Source organism: Acidobacteriota bacterium, assembly GCA_016715115.1.
Taxonomy (GTDB): domain Bacteria; phylum Acidobacteriota; class Blastocatellia; order Pyrinomonadales; family Pyrinomonadaceae; genus JAFDVJ01.
The window spans coordinates 890,677-909,901 of record JADKBM010000011.1 but is presented as its reverse complement, the minus strand read 5'-3'; the positions used below and the strand labels follow the sequence as shown (position 1 = coordinate 909,901).

18 protein-coding genes are annotated in these 19,225 nt (G+C 57.5%); 6 read left to right on the top strand and 12 right to left on the bottom strand.

Annotated features, from left to right (window positions below; all coding sequences use genetic code 11):
• The first annotated feature begins 27 nt into the window (after nucleotides 1-27).
• The 4 genes from IPN69_12600 (at nucleotide 28) to IPN69_12585 (ending at nucleotide 2,582) form a co-directional block, all read left to right on the top strand.
• On the top strand, nucleotides 28-540 hold the full coding sequence (locus IPN69_12600; GenBank protein ID MBK8811556.1) for a hypothetical protein: 513 nt from the start codon (nucleotides 28-30) through the stop codon (nucleotides 538-540).
• Between the two features lie 189 nt (nucleotides 541-729).
• Nucleotides 730-957, top strand: coding sequence for a hypothetical protein (locus tag IPN69_12595; GenBank protein MBK8811555.1), 228 nt, complete (start codon nucleotides 730-732; stop codon nucleotides 955-957).
• A 450-nt stretch (nucleotides 958-1,407) separates the two neighbouring features.
• The gene (locus IPN69_12590) at nucleotides 1,408-1,767 is read left to right on the top strand and encodes a hypothetical protein (GenBank protein MBK8811554.1); all 360 of its coding nucleotides are present in this window, start codon (nucleotides 1,408-1,410) and stop codon (nucleotides 1,765-1,767) included.
• 155 nt (nucleotides 1,768-1,922) lie between these two features.
• Nucleotides 1,923-2,582, top strand: coding sequence for a hypothetical protein (locus tag IPN69_12585; protein MBK8811553.1), 660 nt, complete (start codon nucleotides 1,923-1,925; stop codon nucleotides 2,580-2,582).
• Nucleotides 2,583-2,592: 10 nt separating this feature from the next.
• Here IPN69_12585 and IPN69_12580 read toward each other — a convergent pair whose 3' ends face one another.
• The 7 genes from IPN69_12580 to IPN69_12550 all read right to left on the bottom strand — a co-directional run bounded on the left by IPN69_12580 (nucleotide 2,593) and on the right by IPN69_12550 (nucleotide 10,738).
• Nucleotides 2,593-4,734: a ferredoxin gene (locus IPN69_12580; GenBank protein ID MBK8811552.1), complete on the bottom strand. Its 2,142-nt coding sequence runs from the start codon at nucleotides 4,732-4,734 to the stop codon at nucleotides 2,593-2,595.
• Nucleotides 4,735-4,743: 9 nt separating this feature from the next.
• Nucleotides 4,744-5,727, bottom strand: a complete 984-nt coding sequence (locus tag IPN69_12575) for a 2-oxoglutarate oxidoreductase (GenBank protein ID MBK8811551.1) — start codon at nucleotides 5,725-5,727, stop codon at nucleotides 4,744-4,746.
• Nucleotides 5,724-7,622: a 2-oxoacid:acceptor oxidoreductase subunit alpha gene (locus IPN69_12570; protein ID MBK8811550.1), complete on the bottom strand. Its 1,899-nt coding sequence runs from the start codon at nucleotides 7,620-7,622 to the stop codon at nucleotides 5,724-5,726. The genes IPN69_12575 and IPN69_12570 overlap by 4 nt, the downstream gene beginning before the upstream one ends.
• 3 nt (nucleotides 7,623-7,625) lie before the next feature.
• Nucleotides 7,626-9,119 carry an NADPH-dependent glutamate synthase gene (gltA, locus tag IPN69_12565; GenBank protein MBK8811549.1) on the bottom strand — a complete coding sequence of 498 codons (1,494 nt, stop codon included), beginning with the start codon at nucleotides 9,117-9,119 and terminating at the stop codon, nucleotides 7,626-7,628.
• Nucleotides 9,120-9,130: 11 nt separating this feature from the next.
• On the bottom strand, nucleotides 9,131-9,397 hold the full coding sequence (locus IPN69_12560) for a hypothetical protein (GenBank protein MBK8811548.1): 267 nt from the start codon (nucleotides 9,395-9,397) through the stop codon (nucleotides 9,131-9,133).
• Nucleotides 9,398-9,516: 119 nt separating this feature from the next.
• Nucleotides 9,517-9,900 (bottom strand): hypothetical protein, encoded by a 384-nt coding sequence (locus IPN69_12555; GenBank protein MBK8811547.1) that lies wholly within the window; start codon nucleotides 9,898-9,900, stop codon nucleotides 9,517-9,519.
• Between the two features lie 37 nt (nucleotides 9,901-9,937).
• The gene (locus IPN69_12550; protein MBK8811546.1) at nucleotides 9,938-10,738 is read right to left on the bottom strand and encodes a sulfide/dihydroorotate dehydrogenase-like FAD/NAD-binding protein; all 801 of its coding nucleotides are present in this window, start codon (nucleotides 10,736-10,738) and stop codon (nucleotides 9,938-9,940) included.
• Between the two features lie 993 nt (nucleotides 10,739-11,731).
• Between IPN69_12550 and IPN69_12545 the strand changes: the two genes are divergently transcribed.
• Complete coding sequence (locus IPN69_12545) at nucleotides 11,732-12,364, top strand: phosphoglycerate mutase family protein (GenBank protein ID MBK8811545.1); 633 nt, start codon at nucleotides 11,732-11,734, stop codon at nucleotides 12,362-12,364.
• Nucleotides 12,365-12,682: 318 nt separating this feature from the next.
• Nucleotides 12,683-14,371, top strand: a complete 1,689-nt coding sequence (locus IPN69_12540; GenBank protein MBK8811544.1) for an SUMF1/EgtB/PvdO family nonheme iron enzyme — start codon at nucleotides 12,683-12,685, stop codon at nucleotides 14,369-14,371.
• Nucleotides 14,372-14,798: 427 nt separating this feature from the next.
• On the opposite strand, the gene phoU is transcribed toward IPN69_12540, so the two are convergent.
• From phoU to pstS, 5 genes are all read right to left on the bottom strand, one after another.
• The gene (phoU, locus tag IPN69_12535; protein ID MBK8811543.1) at nucleotides 14,799-15,461 is read right to left on the bottom strand and encodes a phosphate signaling complex protein PhoU; all 663 of its coding nucleotides are present in this window, start codon (nucleotides 15,459-15,461) and stop codon (nucleotides 14,799-14,801) included.
• 30 nt (nucleotides 15,462-15,491) lie between these two features.
• Complete coding sequence (locus IPN69_12530; GenBank protein MBK8811542.1) at nucleotides 15,492-16,295, bottom strand: phosphate ABC transporter ATP-binding protein; 804 nt, start codon at nucleotides 16,293-16,295, stop codon at nucleotides 15,492-15,494.
• A gap of 45 nt (nucleotides 16,296-16,340) precedes the next feature.
• Nucleotides 16,341-17,144 (bottom strand): phosphate ABC transporter permease PstA, encoded by an 804-nt coding sequence (pstA, locus tag IPN69_12525; GenBank protein MBK8811541.1) that lies wholly within the window; start codon nucleotides 17,142-17,144, stop codon nucleotides 16,341-16,343.
• Between the two features lie 79 nt (nucleotides 17,145-17,223).
• Complete coding sequence (gene pstC / locus IPN69_12520; GenBank protein ID MBK8811540.1) at nucleotides 17,224-18,165, bottom strand: phosphate ABC transporter permease subunit PstC; 942 nt, start codon at nucleotides 18,163-18,165, stop codon at nucleotides 17,224-17,226.
• Nucleotides 18,166-18,170: 5 nt separating this feature from the next.
• Complete coding sequence (gene pstS, locus IPN69_12515; GenBank protein ID MBK8811539.1) at nucleotides 18,171-19,214, bottom strand: phosphate ABC transporter substrate-binding protein PstS; 1,044 nt, start codon at nucleotides 19,212-19,214, stop codon at nucleotides 18,171-18,173.
• Nucleotides 19,215-19,225 lie beyond the last annotated feature (11 nt).

The window sequence follows — 19,225 nt, the reverse complement described above, 5'->3', positions numbered from 1 at the left end:
GGCCCGAGCCGGCGTAGGAGGTGAACAATGCCAAGCAAAAAGAGATACACGAATCTGAATTTCACCAAACGCGTGGATCACGAAGCCGGGCACGCGAGCGACAAGCATATCAGCGAACCGGCGGTCTGCAAGGATTGCGGCGCGATCTATCAGCGGGGTCACTGGACCAACGACAAGCGTGTGCTGAGCGCGGCTCGGTTCGAGAATATCGAACCGCATTCGATGGAATGTCCGGCGTGCCTCCAGATACGAACCGGCGAGCCGGCAGGCTTTGTTTTTCTTGACGGCGAGTTCTTTGCAAGCCACAAGGAGGAGATCAAAAATCTGCTGAAAAACGAGAACGCGAAGGCAATGGAGGTCAATCCGTTGGCGAGAATTATGGAATGGGACGACGCGAACCAACGGATGACGGTGACCACGACGACCGAACATCTTGCCAAACATCTCGGCAGATCGCTCAAGCGGGCCTTCGACGGCGACGTCCGCTACGATTTCTCGCACGAGAACAAACTCGCGCGGGTCTACTGGCATAGAGACTAGCGATTTGGGATTTGCGATTTCGGATTTGCGATTTGCGATTTGCGATTTGCGATTTGCGATTTCGGACTTGGGATTGTTGGTTTGGAATCTGGAATTTTTGGAATGTATGGAATTTCTGGAATGACAAATCGCAAATCGCAAATCGCAAATCCGAAATCCCCAATCCACAATCGCCCTGGGGGTATAGCGATGAGAGTACGAAGTGAATTTGACGCCGACCTGGCAAAAGAATACAGCGCGACCGAAAACTTAACCGACTCGAACCGTTTCAAACTGGCTTGTTCGATGTGCGGGCGGTTCTTGTATGTCGATAAGGCGACCCTCGAGTATTACCGGCGGGCGATCGAGGAGGATCTCGACAATCGGTTCGTCTGTACCGACTGCGAGACGGAGGCCGACGATCTGGCTTTCAGTTAGTCGGCTCGCGGGACTGGTTGCCACTGGATTCAGAGGCTATGTTAAAACCATGTCGGGATACGAACGCTTGGATTGTTGCCTGAATTGCGACTGGCCTCAGCTGAATTTGAGGCTGTCTGAAAAGTGTATAAATTCGCTGAAAGCGAATCAGATAATAGCCTGGGGTGAGCGAAGCGTAACCCCAGGATTTTAGTCAGATGGGACGCCGACCCTGAAGGGGTCGAAGGTAAGTCGTTGATTGTTGGACCCTTGCATGATGACGCGTTGTTCAACAAGGGGCGGCGCTCGTTTCTTTCGCCTTGCCGCACATGTTTTCCCGTTTGCGATTTTCAGGAATACGGACTTTTCAGACAGCCCCGAATAGATGTAAATGCCCTCGGCTTTAACCAACTAAAGCCGGAAAGCATTTAACTTTGGCTGTCCACTCGCCGAAGCCGGTGGCAAGTGCCATTGCCGTTTCTTGAAGGCCTTGCTGGTTGCCTGGACATAGCACGCTTTCCGTTCTGCGCGCGGGAAAATGCTCGATCGGCGATGGCGATCCGCTTCCTCGCGCAAAGTCCGCCAAGATCGCAACGACAAGAATTCTCAAAATCCGCCTCTTTCAGGAAACGCATTTTCAAGCGACTGAACCAAATGGATCTGCTCAGTCCGTGTTTCTTCGGTGCGCCGTTCGGCAGAAACCCGATTGGAAGGCTGTTTCGTAATCCCGGGTTAATTTATCCGCGTTTCTTCGGCACGCCGTGCGCCCGCCGATCGGACAGCCATTTTCTAACATCTGAACCGGGCCACCGTGAAATCTTTTTCGGATAATGTTATTTTGCCGTTATAAGGGGGACGAAGCAATGGAATGGCGCTGCACGAAATGCGAGACTCTGAACAAACGGACATTCAAATTCTGCGTTATCTGCGGATCGCCCGCAACGCAGTTACCGAAGCCCGATTCTGAAACGAGGCCTGAAGTCTCGATGGCACCGAAAGCTCCGGCAGAAATCGCCGCAAACGTCGAAAGCGCGGCGAAACCGGCACCCGAAACGGCTCAGATCAGTGCCGAGCAACCGCGGGTCGTCGATGAATCGGGTTGGCGATGCCACGAATGCTGGAAACTCAATCCGGACGATTCCGGCACGTGCGACGAGTGCGGCACTGCGCGCCGCGCAAGCCATCGCGCCGACGTTCGCGACAAGACATTCGGCATCTTCGGCTCGTTCGGAAAATGGCCGGTCGTGATTCTCTTTCTGCTTGCGATTTTTGGCGGAATCGGTTGGCTCTACTATTATCTGAATCCAAAACACGGCGAAACGATCGAAGCGCCGGCCGGGCTCGCGGCGGAGATCCGTGCGAGCCTCGATCAGGTTACGACCCGCCAGATCGAGTCAACGGAGTATTTCAACTGTTTTTCAACCCGCGCCGGAGAAACGACCGAATCCGGCGGTTACGCGGCGATCGTGAAGCTGATGCCGCGGGCCGCGAAAATCGCGAATCAGGTCACCGACCCGGGCGTCGACCCGGATCGCTTCTGGCAGATCATCGCGCACCGCAACGGATATGGCTGGCGCGTCACGCGGTACGCGATCCCAAATCGCGAGAGCGTCGCCGATCCGTGTGAAGCAAACACAAAGCAGTGATCCCCTCTTTTTACAAAAACGGTTCGGCGCGCGCCAACAGATCGTCGAGCCCCGGCTCCCTCGGGTTTCGCGGCTTGCCTGGATGGATGATCCCGACCTGGCAGCCTTCGGCGGCCTCGACCAGTTGACGAAACGTGCCGGCATCCGGATCGGCGATGTAGGCCTGTTTGTTCTCGTTGTATACAAACATCTTGGCATTGACGTGCGTGCACTCGTTGCAGCTCGTGCAGCGCGACGTTTCGATGTACGGATCGTCCGAAGCGGGTGCGGACGGCTCCTGCGCCTCGACGAGCACCGGCGCCGGCGCGCCGCCGACGGGTTCGGATCTCGGCTCCTCGACCGGCTTCTCACGTTTTCTAAGCTCTTCGGCGAGAAGCCTTTCGGCGTGCGAATTGTGGATGCCGGCCAATTCCTGAAGGCTGTGCCACATCGCCCGGCAGCGCCTCGTTTCGAGCAGCAACCGATCGTCGAGTATGGCGCGCCGGAGGCGATTGTCGGCATCGACCAGTGCCACCGACGGAACTTTCTCCGACAGTGTCCCGGCCGTAAGCGCTTCCGGGACAGGGATCAACGAATCCTGTTGACCGTCGATCGCCGCGACCGCGAAATGCGCCGAAAAGCGGTCGTCAAGCATCATAAAATCGGCCGCCGTGAACGCGAGATCCTCGTTCACGGACTGAAGTTCGCGATCCTCATAAGTGAATCGATGCACCGGCCAGTCGTCCCCGACGGACGGATTGCCGGCAACGCTCAATCGCGACGCCCAATCGGAACCCGCCGACGGATCATAAACGATCGAGGGGAAAACCCTTGATTCGGTCGCCGCCGCGGCGATCAGATACGACGGAACATCGCCCGTATGATCGTTCACGCCCGAAAAAACGCTGAACAGCGCCGGGCCGTCATAGGAAAGTCCGCGCAGCAGCGACTCGCGCGCGCCGAAAAGTCCGGATGCGCCCGCCTGAAGAACAAAGACGTCGGTCAGCCCGATAGCGGTGTTGACGAGTTGGCGCGCACGCAAACCGAGAGCAACGTGGCCTTCCGCGACGGCCGAAGATTCAAGCACGTCGTCCGTTTGGACCAGGACGTTGAACGGCAGTCCGGCGGCGAGAAGTTCGACGATCTCAGACGTCTCGGCGGCGTCGATCGTTCGTCCGTCAATGCAGACGAGATAGTCCGGAAGTTGGCCGAGTTCGCCGACATCGAGGCCGTTCGCGCCGAAATCCGCGAAAAGAACGTCGTGTACCGATTCGCGATAGTCGCCGACCGCTTCAAGTTCGGCGACGGCCAGTGACTTGATGAGCGCGACCGCGTCGGAGCGTCGCTCGTTGTAAGCCCGGATCGCGTCCGCGCAATGTTCGAAAAAGAACTCGTAAGGGGCCGGCGCACCGTTGCCGAGCGGAAAAAAACGCTGACGCTCGAGAACGTCGATGAGGCCGCGGATCCGTTCCCGGCGAGTGTCCGAGAGCCGGATGCCGGGTTTTGATTCGACGAGAATGCGTGACAGAGCGTCGAAATCGAACGCTCCGGCGAACGAAGATCCGACACCGGCCCGAAGTCTCTCGGGCGCGCGGCCGGCGACTGAATCGTTTGCCTCGGCCGCGAGTATGTCGCGAAGCTTGTGCAGGAGCCGTTCGGCGCGGCTCCGAAAGTCCGCCGATTTCTTGCCTTGAACTGCGTTCCAGGCCGCACGCACGACCCGCGCCGGGAGCGCCCGGTCCGCGTCGAGCAGATCGCCGTCGGCCGAAAACGCCTTCCAGAGCCGCATCGCCGACTCGCGAACGGAATCGTCCTCGCCGGCCGCCGTGTCCGCCGCGGTGTGCCACATAGTCGCGAAATCTCCGGGGCCGCTGGCATTGAGTTCCCGCCGCAGCTGCGATTCGACGCGATGGCCGTGCCTCGCAACGCGGTCGCGTTCGACGCCTTCGGGCATCGCGGCGATCGCGTCATCGACAAGCCGGCTCAGCGAAAGAACTGTCCGATCGGGCGTCGCACCGCGATTCAGGACAAGCGGAAAATCATAGCGAAGTTCCGAAAGATCCCGATACCGCGCGAGCAGTGCCGGGCGAAATGAGCCGTCGAGCGGCGCAAGATCCGTGCCGCGGCGGCCTGTCAGGTAAAAAGCGATCTGGTGTTGGAGTCTGGCGTCCATTCTTGCTCCTTAAGCGCGGGCCGTTTCAGGCCAGACGGTGAACTTGTCGAATTCGGCTTCGAGTCCTTTCTGAATCAGACCCGTCGTCCGCAAACGCGTATCGTGGCGAAGATCCTCGTAACACGGAACGTCTTCGTTCCGGTAAAGAATCCCGACCGGGATCGGATCGAACGACGAGGCGATCTCTCTCGCACGATTCATATCCGACGGGTCGTGTTCCTCTATTTTCCGGTACGTGCGCGTCAGTTCGGTGCTCACCGAAAGCCCGTCGTCGTGATGGAGAAGCAGAATTCGTTCGGGATCGTGAAGCCACGGATCCATCAGTTTCGGCAGCCATTCGGGACAGCGCTGGACGATGCGGACGAACGAGAATCCCTTGTGGTGATAAGCCGCCGAAAGCGTCTGGTAGAGCAGTTCGGGGATCCAGTCGACGACCTGCGCGACGAACGAGACGTTTGAGATTCCGAGCGTCACCGTCAGGGGGTTCAGCGCGTCGAGATAACTGCCGTGCGGCGTCGTGTTGCTCTTGAGTCCGAGCGGGGAAGTCGGCGACGCCTGCATCTTCGTCAGACCGTAGATCTGATTGTCGTGCAGCATCATCGTCATATTCATATTGTACCGAACGGCGTGGATCCAGTGCGCCGCGCCGATCGAGCAGCAGTCGCCGTCGCCCGTATTGACGAAAACCGTCAGGTCGGGCCGCGCGAGTTTGACGCCTTCGGCAACCGGCAGCGCCCGGCCGTGAATGCCGTGAAAGCCGTATGTGTTCATATAATGCGGCAGACGGCTCGAACATCCGATGCCGGATACGAAAACGGTCTTTTCGGGCGCGAGCTTTTCGTCCCGGCAAAGACGCTGGACGGCGGCGAGAATGGCGTTGTCGCCGCATCCGCTGCACCAGCGCGGAACGCCTTTCTGATAGTCTTCGATCTCGTGTTGCTGGTCGTAAAGACGCAGCAGGCATTCGTTGGCTGTTTCGGGAACGCTCTTCATTTGATTCTCTCCAAGATAACGTTGCGAACTGTACTCGGTTTAAGCGGAGTGCCGCGGCATTCGCTCCAGCAGTCGATATCGACCAGGTAGCGCGACCTCAAAAGCATCGCGAGCGCCGAATACCGGCGATTTGTTTCGTCGATCATCTCGTCTTCCCACTGGTCGCACCAGTTGTTCTCGATCGTGATCACTTTCTTGAATCCCGTGAGGATCTCCTTGATCCCCGGCGGCATCGGCTGGATAAACGTCAGATGGAGCGACGAAATCGCGTATCCCTCGTCGCGAAGCTCCTCGACGGCTTCTTCGATCGCGCCCTTCGTGCTGCCCCAGCAGACGACGAGCAGATCGCCGGTCGGCTCGCCGAAAACGGTCGGTGGTTTGAGGGTCTTCTGGAGCGTCGCGAGTTTCAGGCTTCTTGCGCGCATCCCTTGCTGATTGATCTCCGGGTCGTACGCGACGTGGCTGTTGACGTCGTGCGCAAGTCCCGTCAGCGTGTGCATTCCGCCCGGCTGGCCCGGAATGAAACGCCGCGCGAGCCCGGTTTTCGGATCCCAATCGTAAGGTTTGGCACCTGCCGGGATCGCGCTCTGGTCGATCGGCGGCGCCATCCACGCTTCGTCAAAGCTCGGCCTCGTAAACGGCTGCTGCGATGTCGCGAGATTCGCGTCCGACAAAATGACGACGACCATATTGAACGTTTCCGCGATCTTTCGAGCGGTGATCACCGAGTAGAAACAGTCCTCGATGGTGCCCGGCGCGATGACGACCTTCGGCGCGTCGCCGTGACTTCCGAAAATCGTGGTCATCAGATCGCCCTGCTCGGTCTTCGTCGGCTGGCCCGTGCTCGGCCCGCCGCGCATCACGTTGACGACGACGAGCGGAACCTCGCCCATCACGGCGAGGCCGATCGCCTCTTGTTTCAGGGAATAGCCTGGCCCCGAAGTTATTGTGACCGTGCATTTGCCCGCGTACGACGCGCCGATCGCGAAAGCGCAGGCCGAGATCTCGTCCTCGGCCTGATGAACCACGCCGCCTATTTTTTCAAAGGCGTCGCTCAGATAATGCGAGGCCGACGTCGCCGGCGTGATCGGGTACATCGCGCAGATCTCCATTCCCGATGCGAGCACGCCGAGCGCCAGCGCCGTATTTCCGTTGACGACGATCTGCGGCACGCTCGCCAGTTCCGCGGGGATCTCGTAACGGAAGTCGAGATTGTTCTCGGCCCAATTGTAGCCTTCCTCGAGCAGCTCGATGTTCTTTTTGACGATCTCCGCCGACTTTTTGCCGAACGTCATACGAACCTGTTCACGCGCCGTCTGCAGGTCCAATGAGTAGCAGTTGCAGAGAATCCCGAGCGCGAACATATTCTTGCCCTTGCGCGCGTCGGAGACGTGTTTGAGGCATTCCGATTCCATCGGAATTTCGTAAACGCGGTAACCCGCCGCAACGAGTTGGTCGTATGTTTCTGCGTAAGACCGGGCAACGCGGGGATCCTTGCTCTCTCGCCACATCGATTCGAGCAGGATCGTGCATCCGGGTTTCAACTCGCGCGAGCGGACGCGGCCGAGCAGGACCTGTTCGTTGAACGCGACCACGAGATCGGTCTCGTCGCCGCCGTTCGTGACGTGTCCCGACGCCATCCGTATGCGGTTGCCGCTCGCGCCGGCGACACTGCGCGCCGGCGGACGGATCTCGGCGGGAATGATCTCGACGGTCCAGACGCCGAGTCCGGTCCGGGCGATGATCGATCCGAACGACTGGCCGCATTTCTGCGCGCCCTCGCCGGAATCGCTGATGATCTCGACGATATGCTCGGTCAGGCGGGCTGAAACCCGACGCGGTCGCGAAGGGTCCGGAGATTGGTTGTTTGTTCTGTTATCGTCTTTCGGTGCCATAATTTACGGTAACCTCACGCGGACGAAATTATGTTCGCCGGCGTCGATTCCGAAGATCGTTGCGGCCGGCCGCGCCGGCATCGCTTCGCGGATCCCAAGATAGTCCTTCATCCCGCGGGCAGCGCGTCTTCCGGCGCCCATCGCCTCGATGACGGTCGCCGCGCCGGTGACGATGTCGCCGCCGGCGAAAACTCCGGCGATCGACGTCATCAGATTTGAATCCGTCTCAAGATACCCGCGTTTGTTCAGTTTCAATTTCGAGGTCTGGCCGATGATCGGATTGGCGTTGGTGCCGATCGCAAAGACGACCTGGTCGGTCTCGATCTCAAACTCGGTGCCTTCGACCGCTACCGGACGCCTTCGGCCCGAATCGTCAGGTTCGCCGAGCTGCATTTGGATGCAGCGTATTCCGGCGACCGATCCCGCGCCGTCGTCGAGGACGGCGACCGGATTGGTCAGCCAGTGAAACTCGATCCCTTCCTGTTCGGCGTGATGGACTTCTTCGGCGCGCGCCGGGCATTCGGTCTTCGAACGGCGGTAAACGCAGGCGACCGATTCGGCGCCGAGGCGTTTCGTGACGCGCAGCGCGTCCATTGCGGTGTTTCCGGCGCCGACGACGACGACGTGCTTGCCGAGCGGCAAAGGCGTGTCGACGTCAGGGAAGTTGCGCGCCTGCATAAGGTTGCAGCGGGTCAGCAGTTCGTTCGCCGAAAGGACTCCGTTGAGCGAGTCGCCCGGAATCCCGAGCATCGTCGGATAGCCGGCGCCGGTGCCGATGAAGACGGCGTGGAATCCGAGTTCCTCGATCATCTGTTCGATCGTGAAAAGTCGTCCGACGAGCGTGTTGCACTCGAACTTGACGCCAAGTTGCTTGAGTTTTCCGATCTCCGCGTCGACGACGGTGTTCGGTAGACGGAAATCAGGAATCCCGTAACGCAGAACGCCGCCGGCTTCGTGAAACGCTTCGAAAACCGTGACGTCGCAGCCGGCCTTGGCCATATCCGCGGCGCACGCCATACCGGCCGGCCCGGAGCCGACGATTCCGATCTGAAACCTGGTCGGTTCGATGTACGGAACGTTGACCCAGCCGTGCTCGATCGCGAGATCGCCGACGAAGCGTTCGAGCCGCCCGATCGCCACCGGTTCAAGCGTTTCGCCGACGACGCAGACGCCCTCGCATTGATTCTCCTGCGGACAGACGCGCCCGCAGACGGCCGGCAGAAGATTGGTTCCGGTGATGACGTCGTACGCGCCGCGGTAGTCCTTCTCGCCGACCTTCTGGATGAACGCCGGAATGTTGATATTGACCGGACATCCGGCGATGCACTTCGGCTCCGGACAGAACAGGCAGCGCTGCGATTCGATGACCGCCTCTTTTTCGTTGTAGCCGCAGTTTACCTCTTCAAAATTCGTCACCCGCACGGCAGGTTCGAGTTCGCGCACCGGTGTCCGCGTCTGCGGAATGGAGCGTACGGTTCTTTTCTTTGTGGCATTCATAATTTGATCAGTCAATTCGATCCCTGGGATTCACGATTCCAGGAACTGCAGATTCCAGGATTCCAGATTCCAGATTCAAGATTCCAGGATTCCAGATTCAAGATTCCAGGAGTCCAGATTTCAAGATTCCAGATTCCAGGAGTCCAGATTTCAGGAGTCCAGATTCCAGATTGCCGGATTCCAGATTCCAGATATTCCAGATTCCAGATTCCAGACATGCCAGATTCCAGACATTCCAGATTCCAGATTTCAGTGCTCCAGATTTCAGATTCCAGCATTCGGGATCCAGAAGCCTGTCGGAAGCTGGAATTCCCTGGAATCCTCTGGAATCTCTGGAATCTCTGGAATCACCTGGAATCCCTTGGAATCTCCTGGAATCCTCTGGAATCCTCTGGAATCACCTGGAATCCCTTGGAATCTCCTGGAATCCTCTGGAATCCCTTGGAATCTCCTGGAATCCTCTGGAATCTCCTGGAATCCTCTGGAATCCCTTGGAATCTCCTGGAATCACCTGGAATTCCTTGGAATCACCTGGAATCACCTGGAATCCCTTGGAATCTCCTGGAATCCTCTGGAATCTCTGGAATCTCCTGGAATCCCTTGGAATCTCCTGGAATCTCCTGGAATCTCTGGAATCTCTCGAAACTCCTGGAATCCTTTTGGAATCCTTTTGGAATCTCCTGGAATCCCCTGGAATCTCTCGAATCTCCTGGAATCCTCTGGAATCTCCTGGAATCCTCTGGAATCTCTGGAATCGCAAATCGCAAATCGCAAATCGCAAATCGCAAATCCCAAATCCCAAATCCCAAATCCCGCTTCTACCCCAGCGTCATCCGGCACGATTCCGACCAGCGTTTGGTCGCCTGCGCCTCTTCTTCCTTGTATCGCCTGAGCCGGATCATCAGATCGTCGAAATCGACCTGATGGCCGTCGAAATCGGGACCGTCGACACAGGCGAACTTGACGGTGTCTCCGATCTTCACGCGGCAGCCGCCGCACATTCCCGTCCCGTCGACCATAATCGGGTTCAGGCTGACCATCGTTTTGATCCCTGCGGCGCGGGTTGCGTCCGCGCTTGCCTTCATCATTACCGGCGGTCCGATGGCGACCACCTCGTCGATGTCGTCGTGTGCGGCCATCGCCGCGCGGATGCCGTCGGTGACAAAGCCCTTGATCCCGGCCGATCCGTCGTCGGTGCAGATGATCAGTTCATCGCATATCGCCCGGAACTTGTCCTCCCAGAAGACCAGGTCCTTGTTTCGGAATCCGAGCACGCCGATCACATATGCGCCGTTCTGCTTCAATGCGCGCGCCTGCGGATACACCGGCGCGACACCGAGCCCGCCGCCGACGCAGATCACTTTCTTTGCGTTGCCGACCTTGCTCGGAATCCCCATCGGACCGGCGAGACCGTAAAGCCTGGTCCCCACCTGACAGGATTTTTGCATTTCAAGCGTGGTCTTGCCAACCGCTTGAATGACGAGCGTGACCGTCCCCTTCGCGGCGTCGAAATCGGCGATCGTCAAAGGGATCCGCTCGCCCTCGGCGTGCGACATCACGATCACGAACTGGCCCGGCCGGGCGGCCCTAGCCATCAGCGGATGCCGCACCTCGAGCATATAGGTCACGTCGGAATAGTCTTCGCGGGCGACAATTTCGAAATCTGAATAGAATTCTTTCACGGAATCTCCTGGCCTCCTTGCGGCGCATCGAACCGACCGAATCGAAGAACGGTTCGAGTTTATGTTCTTAACGCCGCAATCATTGTGCCACTCCGGAATCGATCCCGCCAATTGCTCGCCGCGCAATCAATCGCGCCCGGGCGTGAAAAATCCGTTTTCCGGCCGTGGAATTGTTCGCACCCGAGCCGTCAAAACTCGCTCTTCAAAGCGAGCCGGCACCGTTTTGCGGTTGCGGTTGAAGATCCGGCGGCCGATCAAACCGGACTTCGTTCCGGATGTGCGTACCGGAGTGAAGATCGGTTGAACCCAAATTATTCGATAGAAAACCCCTTTCCCGGGAAACGCGCCCAAAGCGGCATTTGTGATCCGGTATTTTGCGTGCTCCGAATGATGTTTTGCGGGGAAATTGCTTCTTATGAATAGTCTGAATTTATCCTAGCTTACGGATTAGGCAGTTTTTGAGCATTTCCAGCTGTCCCTGATAGGGACTCAGGCAATGGATTCGGGAGCATCCCGACGACTCGGTTTCCAATGATTGGCCGTCCCTGAAAGGGACGCAGGAATTAAACGCTTTCTTCGTGCGTCCCGTTCAGGGACGAAAATTTTCGTCTTTGCGCAGTCGTCGGGATGCTCCCGACGCTATTGCATGGGTGCTTTTCAGGCATGGCCGCGATGCGTTCGACAGGTGTCAGAATCGGACAAGGGATAGAAAATCGTTGCCTGAAAATACCCTATTTGCGCAATCCCGGCTTAACTTTTCCATGTTTCTTCGGCGTTGAGCAGGTTCACCGATTGGACAGGTAATGAGTAATCCGGGTTGAACACGGTCGCTTTGCCTGGCGGATCTTCGGAAACATCGGACCATTCCGACGACCGATTTGTGATTTCCGAGGCTTCGCCTTCACACGATCCGAGATTAAGATTAGAAGTATGGACAAGACAGTTTGGCTGATACGCCACGGTGAGAGTGAATCAAACGCCGGACTCCCGACCGACTCGACGGACTCGATTCCGTTGACCGAGAAAGGATTCCGGCAGGCCGAGTCGGTCGCGGCCCGTTTTCCGGTTCCGCCAACGCTGATCGTCGTGTCTCCATATTTGCGGGCAAGACAAACCGCCGCGCCTCTGATCCGGCGGTTCGCATCGGCTTTGCTCGAAGAATGGCCGGTCGAGGAGTTCACGTATTTGAACGGCGCCCGATTTGGCCGTTCGACCAAGGCCGACCGCCAATCTGCGGCGGACGATTTTTGGGATCGCGCCGACGTCTCTCATCGCGACGGCGATGGCGCGGAATCGTTCGCGGATCTCATCGCCCGCGCGCGGACCACGCTCGAAAAACTGCAGGCCTCGGACCATCAAACGATCGCCATCTTCTCCCACGGCCAGTTCCTGCGCGCGCTGATGTGGGTTGTCCTGACGAACCGCGTCAACATCGACTCGGATTCGATGCTCGAGTACCAACATTTTCTGTTCGCGGTCCCCTTCGAAAACGCGGCGATCCAAAAGATGAAGTTGATCGGCTCCGAGATTTTTCTCGGCGCGATATCGAACGAACATCTTTGACTCCGCAAAATGCAGAAACGCGCACGAAGTAAGCGTGCCCATTCAGGAATGCAGAAATGCAGAACCGCGCACTGGGTAAGCCTGCGCATTCAAGAATGCGCGTTGCGTGGCAGCCGTCTTGGCCGGCATGCGGACTTCGAGTCGGCCCATGCTGAACGCCGTCGTTCGCCATCGTTTCGGGAGTTTCGTCCGGACCGCGGACTCCGCCGATTCCGTTCGATAGATTGGCAAAGCCATCGTTTTGCTCTATATTTCAAACATCGGCATTTTTGGGGACGTTACACTCAATAATAAACAGCGAGGGTACGGGATTTACTGTTGCTTCGAAGCGGAACAAAAATCGGAGATTACATTCTGGTCGAAAAACTCGGCTCGGGTGGGTTCGGCGACGTGTGGAAGGCGGAGAAGCGGACGGCGCTCGACGTCAACCATTTCGCCCTGAAATTCTTCCGTCCGAGAGAGGACGGGATCGATTTCGAGAAGATCGGCCGCGAACTCGCCGTCTGGAAGCAGCTTCGGGGACTGCCGCATATCATTTCGCTCATCGAACTCGACCGTTTCGAGGATTATGTTTACGTCGTCTGCGATTTCGCCGACGGCGGATCGCTCGAAACCTGGCTGCGGAACAACGGCGGCAAAGCTCCGACCCACGAAGCGGCGGTCCGGATCGCGCTCGAGATCCTGACCGGGCTCGAAAAACTTCACGAGAAGGGGTTCGTCCATCGCGACCTGAAACCCGATAATGTCCTGATAATGAACGGGACGCCCTGCATTGCCGACTTCGGCGTCTCGCGCGAGATCAAAACGCATTCGAAAGCCACCGGAACCGCGGGAACGATGGAGTATATGCCGCCCGAGGCCTTTGACAAGAGGCCGTCGGTCACCCCTGAAACGGACATCTGGGCCGTCGGCGTGATGCTGCAGAGGCTTCTGACCGGCGGGCTTCCTTATCCGCAGGACGATCAGCCATCCCTGATCGCCGCCATCCTGATGAGCGAACCCGACCCTTTGCCGCCGGACGTTCCGCAAAGCCTGCGCGCCATTGTCGGAAAGGCATTGCGGAAGAAGCGAGAGGAACGGTTTTCGACGGCAGACGAAATGCGCGCGGCGCTGGCGGATGCGTTGAGGCCGGTTGATGATCCTTCGGCACGTAAATCGGCATCAATGATCGTCGACGAGGAATTCGAGCGGGCGCGCGAGGCCGAAATGGCTTCACGAGCGGAAAAAGAACGAATTCGTCAAGACGACCAGAGGCCGTCGGATGACGCATCTCTTATTGAGCCATCAGAAGCGAGTTCGACTAGTCCGGTCGAGCCCGGAACAGTCCGCAAGAACCTGATTGGGATGGAATTCGTCTATATTCCGCCGGGCGATTTTATGATGGGATCCGACAAATCGGATGACGAGAAGCCGGTACGCAAAGTGACGATCAGCGAAGGGTTCTGGATGGGGAAATATGAGGTGACGCAGGGGCAATGGCGCGCCCTTATGGACTCGAACCCGAGTTACTTCAAGACCTGCGGAGACGATTGTCCGGTCGAACAGGTGAGTTGGAACGACGCCGTCGAGTTCATCGCCAAATTGAACGAAAAAAACGACGGGTTCGAATACTCTTTGCCGAGCGAGGCGGAGTGGGAATACGCGGCGCGGGCCGGAACGACGGGCGACCATTACGATTCGGTGGACGAGATCGCCTGGCATAACGGCAACTCTGACTTCAAGACGCATCCGGTCGGCGGCAAGAAGCCGAATTCGTTCGGACTTTTCGATATGAGCGGCAACGTCTGTGAATGGGTGCAGGACATTTACAACGAAAAAGGGTATGGTGGTTTGCCGACGGACGGTAGCGCGAATCTGAGCGTGGGAGATCCAGGTTCCCGCGTCTTGCGTGGCGGTTCCTGGTTCGACGGCGCTTACAATTCGCGGTCGGCGCTCCGGTTCAGGAATTCGCCGTCGCTTGGTCTTAACTGCAGCGTCGGCTTCCGTGTCCTGGCCCGCCAGAAATAGTCTCGTTTACCCTTCCTTACCGGAGATGCATCACGAGTCGCTCGCCCTTCGCCGCCAGCGCAACCTGCGTTCGTGAAGCACGCAGGACACCAGAATCCCCGAAGATTTTCTGCTGTTCTCTAACTTCGTGAGCTTCGTGGTTTCAATAAACGCCGTCGAACGAAAACCCGGAATCTGTCCGTGCAAGAATCGCGTGCAACCGGCTCCGAATGATCCCACAAGATCATAACTGCAGCCGGGACATTTCAACCCTGGAAAAAAACCTGCCTCCTGCGAAAATGGCAATAACGACACCAACAACGAAAACAACCGCCACCACGAGAATCGACAGGCCCTGCAGGTGGAGGCGGTATTTGGCCAGTCGTCACGCGGCCGGTTCTATCTGTGTCATCGCCCTCGTAGAAGGCGGGTCCCAACAATCATGAAACTAATCGAACTTATGTTTGATGAATTCGGCCTCGATCATATAGACGGTGAGTTCGCAAATATCCTTTACATAATCCCCGATTCGTTCAATATGCTTCGCCACAAACAGCAACTGTATGACGCGTGTCGACGTTGTCGGTTCGGTACGCATATAGTCCATTAGCTCCCGGACCACCTTTTGATAGATCGAGTCGATCTGTTTATCGAGAGCGATGATCCGCCTTGCCAGTCCGGCGTCCTCCCGTGTGAAAGCGTCAATCGCTTCCCGGAGCATTTCCGACGCGCTCTTCGCCATTCGGGGCAGATCGACGTATTCGGCTAGCTGCGGTTCGTTGTTAAGCTCGATCGCGGCGTTCGCAATGTTGCAGGCGTGATCGGCGATCCTTTCGAGGATCGGCGTGATCTTGGCGACGGCGATCACGAATCTGAGATCCCTTGCCGCCGGCTGCAGAAGGGCGAATATTTCGATCACGTCACGGTCGATTTCCAGTTCGAGGCTATCGACCTCATCATCGTGAGCAATTACGTCCGCGGCCACGATGCTGTCCCGCTCGACCATCGCCTTCATCGCGCGATCAACCGCAAGCTGCGCCTCGTTTCCCATATTCACGATCATCGATCGGAGTTCTTCGAGACGTTTGTCAATAAGTCGATGTTCTTCCATATCTGTTCAAGTATAAGCCAAGGTTTCGGCTTAACCGAATCGGCCGGTGATATAGTCCTCGGTTATCTTCTCCGTCGGGCTCGTGAACATCCTCGTCGTCAAATTGGACTCGATCAATTTCCCAAGCAGAAAGAACGAGGTCCGGTCCGAAACGCGCGCTGCCTGTTGCATATTGTGAGTGACTATCACGATCGTGTATTCCTTTTTGAGCTCGACGATCAGCTCCTCGATCTTCTGGGTAGCACTCGGGTCAAGCGCCGATGCCGGCTCGTCCATCAGCACAACTTCGGGCTCGACTGCCAGTGCCCTTGCAATGCACAAGCGTTGTTGCTGACCGCCGGAAAGCCCGAATGCCGACGCCTTGAGCCTGTCCTTTACCTCGTCCCAGAGAGCCGCGTTTCTAAGCGCCCGCTCGACGCGTTCCTGAAGATCGGCATTGCCCGATGACATTCGGTTGATGCGGATGCCGTATGCGACGTTCTCAAAGATCGACTTGGGGAACGGATTGGACTTCTGAAACACCATTCCGACCTTTCTTCTGAGCGAAACGACATCGGTTCCGGCGGAGTAGATGTCTTGTCCGTCAATAAGCACGGTTCCGTCGAGTCTTGTGCCGAGGATCGTATCGTTCATTCGGTTGAGCGTTCTGAGAAAGGTCGACTTGCCGCAACCCGACGGTCCGATGAACGCCATTACCTCGCGATCGGGAATCTCGAGCGAGATGTCCTGAAGGGCTTGCGTCTTTCCGTAATAAAAATTGAGATCGCGGACGCTGATCTTGGCTTCCGGCGATCGGCCCGCGTGCTCTGTTTCTTTTGCCCTGTCTGACTCCATACGGTATGAAGCAAATTGTGCGGTGTTCATTTCAAGCATTTTCACTTAGTATTTCTTCCTCGTCAGATAACGAACCGTAACGTTTATGATCAGGATGAGAAACATCAGGATCAGGGTCGCCGCCCAGGCCATCTCCCACTCAACATCGAACGGTCCGGTCGCGTAATTGAATATCTGAACCGTCAGCGACGCCATCGGCTGATCCATATGGACGTTATAGAAGCGACTATTCAGCGCCGTAAACAGCAGGGGGGCCGTCTCGCCCGAAACACGCGCGATCGCCAGCATCGCCCCCGTTGCGATGCCCGTTTTTGCCGCCGGGATGACGATGTCCCAGGTCACTCTCCAATGCGGAGCTCCGAGCGCGAGGGCTCCCTCACGCATTGCGTTCGGAACCAGCAGGATCATTTCTTCGGTTGTTCTTGCAACGATCGGGAGCATTATTATCGCCAGCGCGATCGAGCCTGCAAGACCTGATTGCCGGCCCATCGGTAGCACGAAAAGCGTAAAAACGAAGATCCCGACGATGATCGACGGCACACCCGTCATCGTATCGGCGACGAATCGGACGATCTGTCCAAACCAACTCTTGCCGTACTCCGCAAGATAGACGCCGGCGGCGATTCCGATCGGCAGTCCAATCAGACTGGCCAGCCCGGTCATCAGAAATGAACCCAGTATGGCGTTGCCGATGCCTCCGCCCTCACCCACCGGCTTTGGCGTGTCGATCAGAAACTGAATGCTTATCGCGGACAGTCCGCGGTATGCGATATATCCGAGGATTATCAACAGGATCGCGACGGCAACGAAAGTGCACGCGGCGGTGAGTCCCGTCATCAGAAGGTTCATCGCCTTGCGGCGCCCGCTGAGAACCGCGGCGCTTCGGCGGCCTTTCGTCGGCGGAACGGTCGTGTCTGCGGTTTCGGATCTATCCACCGACTGTGCCCTCCCGACGTCTGACGCCCATAACAAGAAGTTTGGCGAACGCATTCACCACGAAGGTCACAAGGAAAAGCATCAATCCGATCTCGATCAGCGCACTCAGATAAAGGCCTCCCGTCGCGTCCGCAAAATTGCTAGCGAGCACCGAGGCTATCGTGTAGGCCGGCTCAAACAGGGACATCGAGATCTGCGGGGTATTTCCGATGACCATCGTAACCGCCATCGTCTCGCCGATCGCCCGTCCGAGCCCGAGCACCACTGCCCCGGCGATTCCCGGCGCGGCGTTCAGGAGCACGACCTGGGTCGTTTCCCAGTTCGTCGCTCCCAGTGCCAAGGCGGCTTCGCGTTGCGTGGTCGGCACCGCCTCAAGAACGTCGCGAACCACCGAAGTCACGATCGGGGTGATCATGATCGCCAGGATAATTCCGCCGGTAAGCATCCCTATCCCCGTCAATCGGCCCTGAAAGAAGGGCAGAAAGCCGAGATACTCCTTCAGGAACGCGCCAAGATATTCACGAATGAACGGCGCCAGAACGAAAATTCCCCACAGTCCATAAACTACCGAAGGTATCGCCGCCAGCAGTTCGACAATGAACGCGATCGGGCGGGCGACCCGGGCCGGGGCCTGCTCGGTCATATAGACGGCCACCCCGAGCGAGATCGGAACCGAAATGAAAAGGGCGATGAGCGATGAAACCACGGTGCCGTAAACAAACGGCAGGGCACCGTAACGTTCCATCGCCGGATTCCAGTCGGAGCCAGTGAGGAAACTCAGGCCAAAACGCTGGATGGTAGGAAGCGAATTGTAGAACATCATCGCCATCATACCGCCGACAACAAGAAGTATCACCGCTGCCGCGGTGAAAAGTATTGCCCGAAACAGCTTGTCGCCCAGCCCCTTTGCGTTTGCCACGTTACGCTTCCTCACCTAACCTATTGCCGGACCGGTTTGCCGCCGGCGTTTATCGAAAGAAGCTTCTCTTCGACCTTTTTCACGAGATCGGCGGGAATCGGCGAGTAGTGCAGATCCTTGGCGAACGACTGTCCCTCGTGCGTCGCCCACCAGAGAAAGTCGACCATCGGTTTGGCCTTGACGGCATCCTTCTGTTCTTTGTAAATGAGAGCATAGACGATACCCGAGATCGGATATGAATTGGCCCCGCCGGCGTTGGTTATCTGCATACGCAAGTCAGCCGGCGCACTGGCCAACATACCGGCCGCCGCCGCTGTCACAGTCTCCGGACTCGGTTCAACGAACGTTCCGGCCGAATTTTTGATCAAAGCCGTCGGGAGATTATTGGCCTTGGCAAAAGTGAGTTCGACATACCCAATCGTGTTCGGGGTCTGTTTGACCTGACCCATCACGCCTTCATTGCCCTTCGCACCGATCCCGACGCCCTCTGGCAATTGGGGGTTCTTGGTGCGTCCGACTTTCTCCTTCCATTCTGGATTGAGTTTCGAAAGAAAATCGGTGAACACGTCCGACGTGCCGCTGCCGTCCGACCGATAGACGGGTGTGATGTCATTTGACGGCAGGGCCGCGGTCGGATTGTCTGCTTTGATCTTGGGGTCGTCCCATTTCTTTATCTTCCCGAGATATATATCGGCAATCACCTCGGGTGAGAGTTTTAGCGCCTCCTTAACGGTGTCGAGATTGTAGGTCAACACAACCGCACCCAAAACGACCGGAACATGGATGATCTCGGACGGCGACTGCTTCATCTCGTCTTCGGTCATTGCCGCATCGGTGGCTCCGAAATCTGACGTCTGGCTCTGGATCGCTTTGATCCCGGCGCCGGAACCGGTTGACTGATAATCAACTTTCACATTCGGGTGAGCCTTGCCATATTCGCTCATCCATTTGTCCATCAACGGTTTCACAAACGTCGATCCCGACCCTTGAATACGAACGGTGCCGCCGGAGCTGTCGCCGTTGGCGTTTCCGAATTTTTGCCCGCTGCAACCCACCAAAATCATAGACGCAGTGA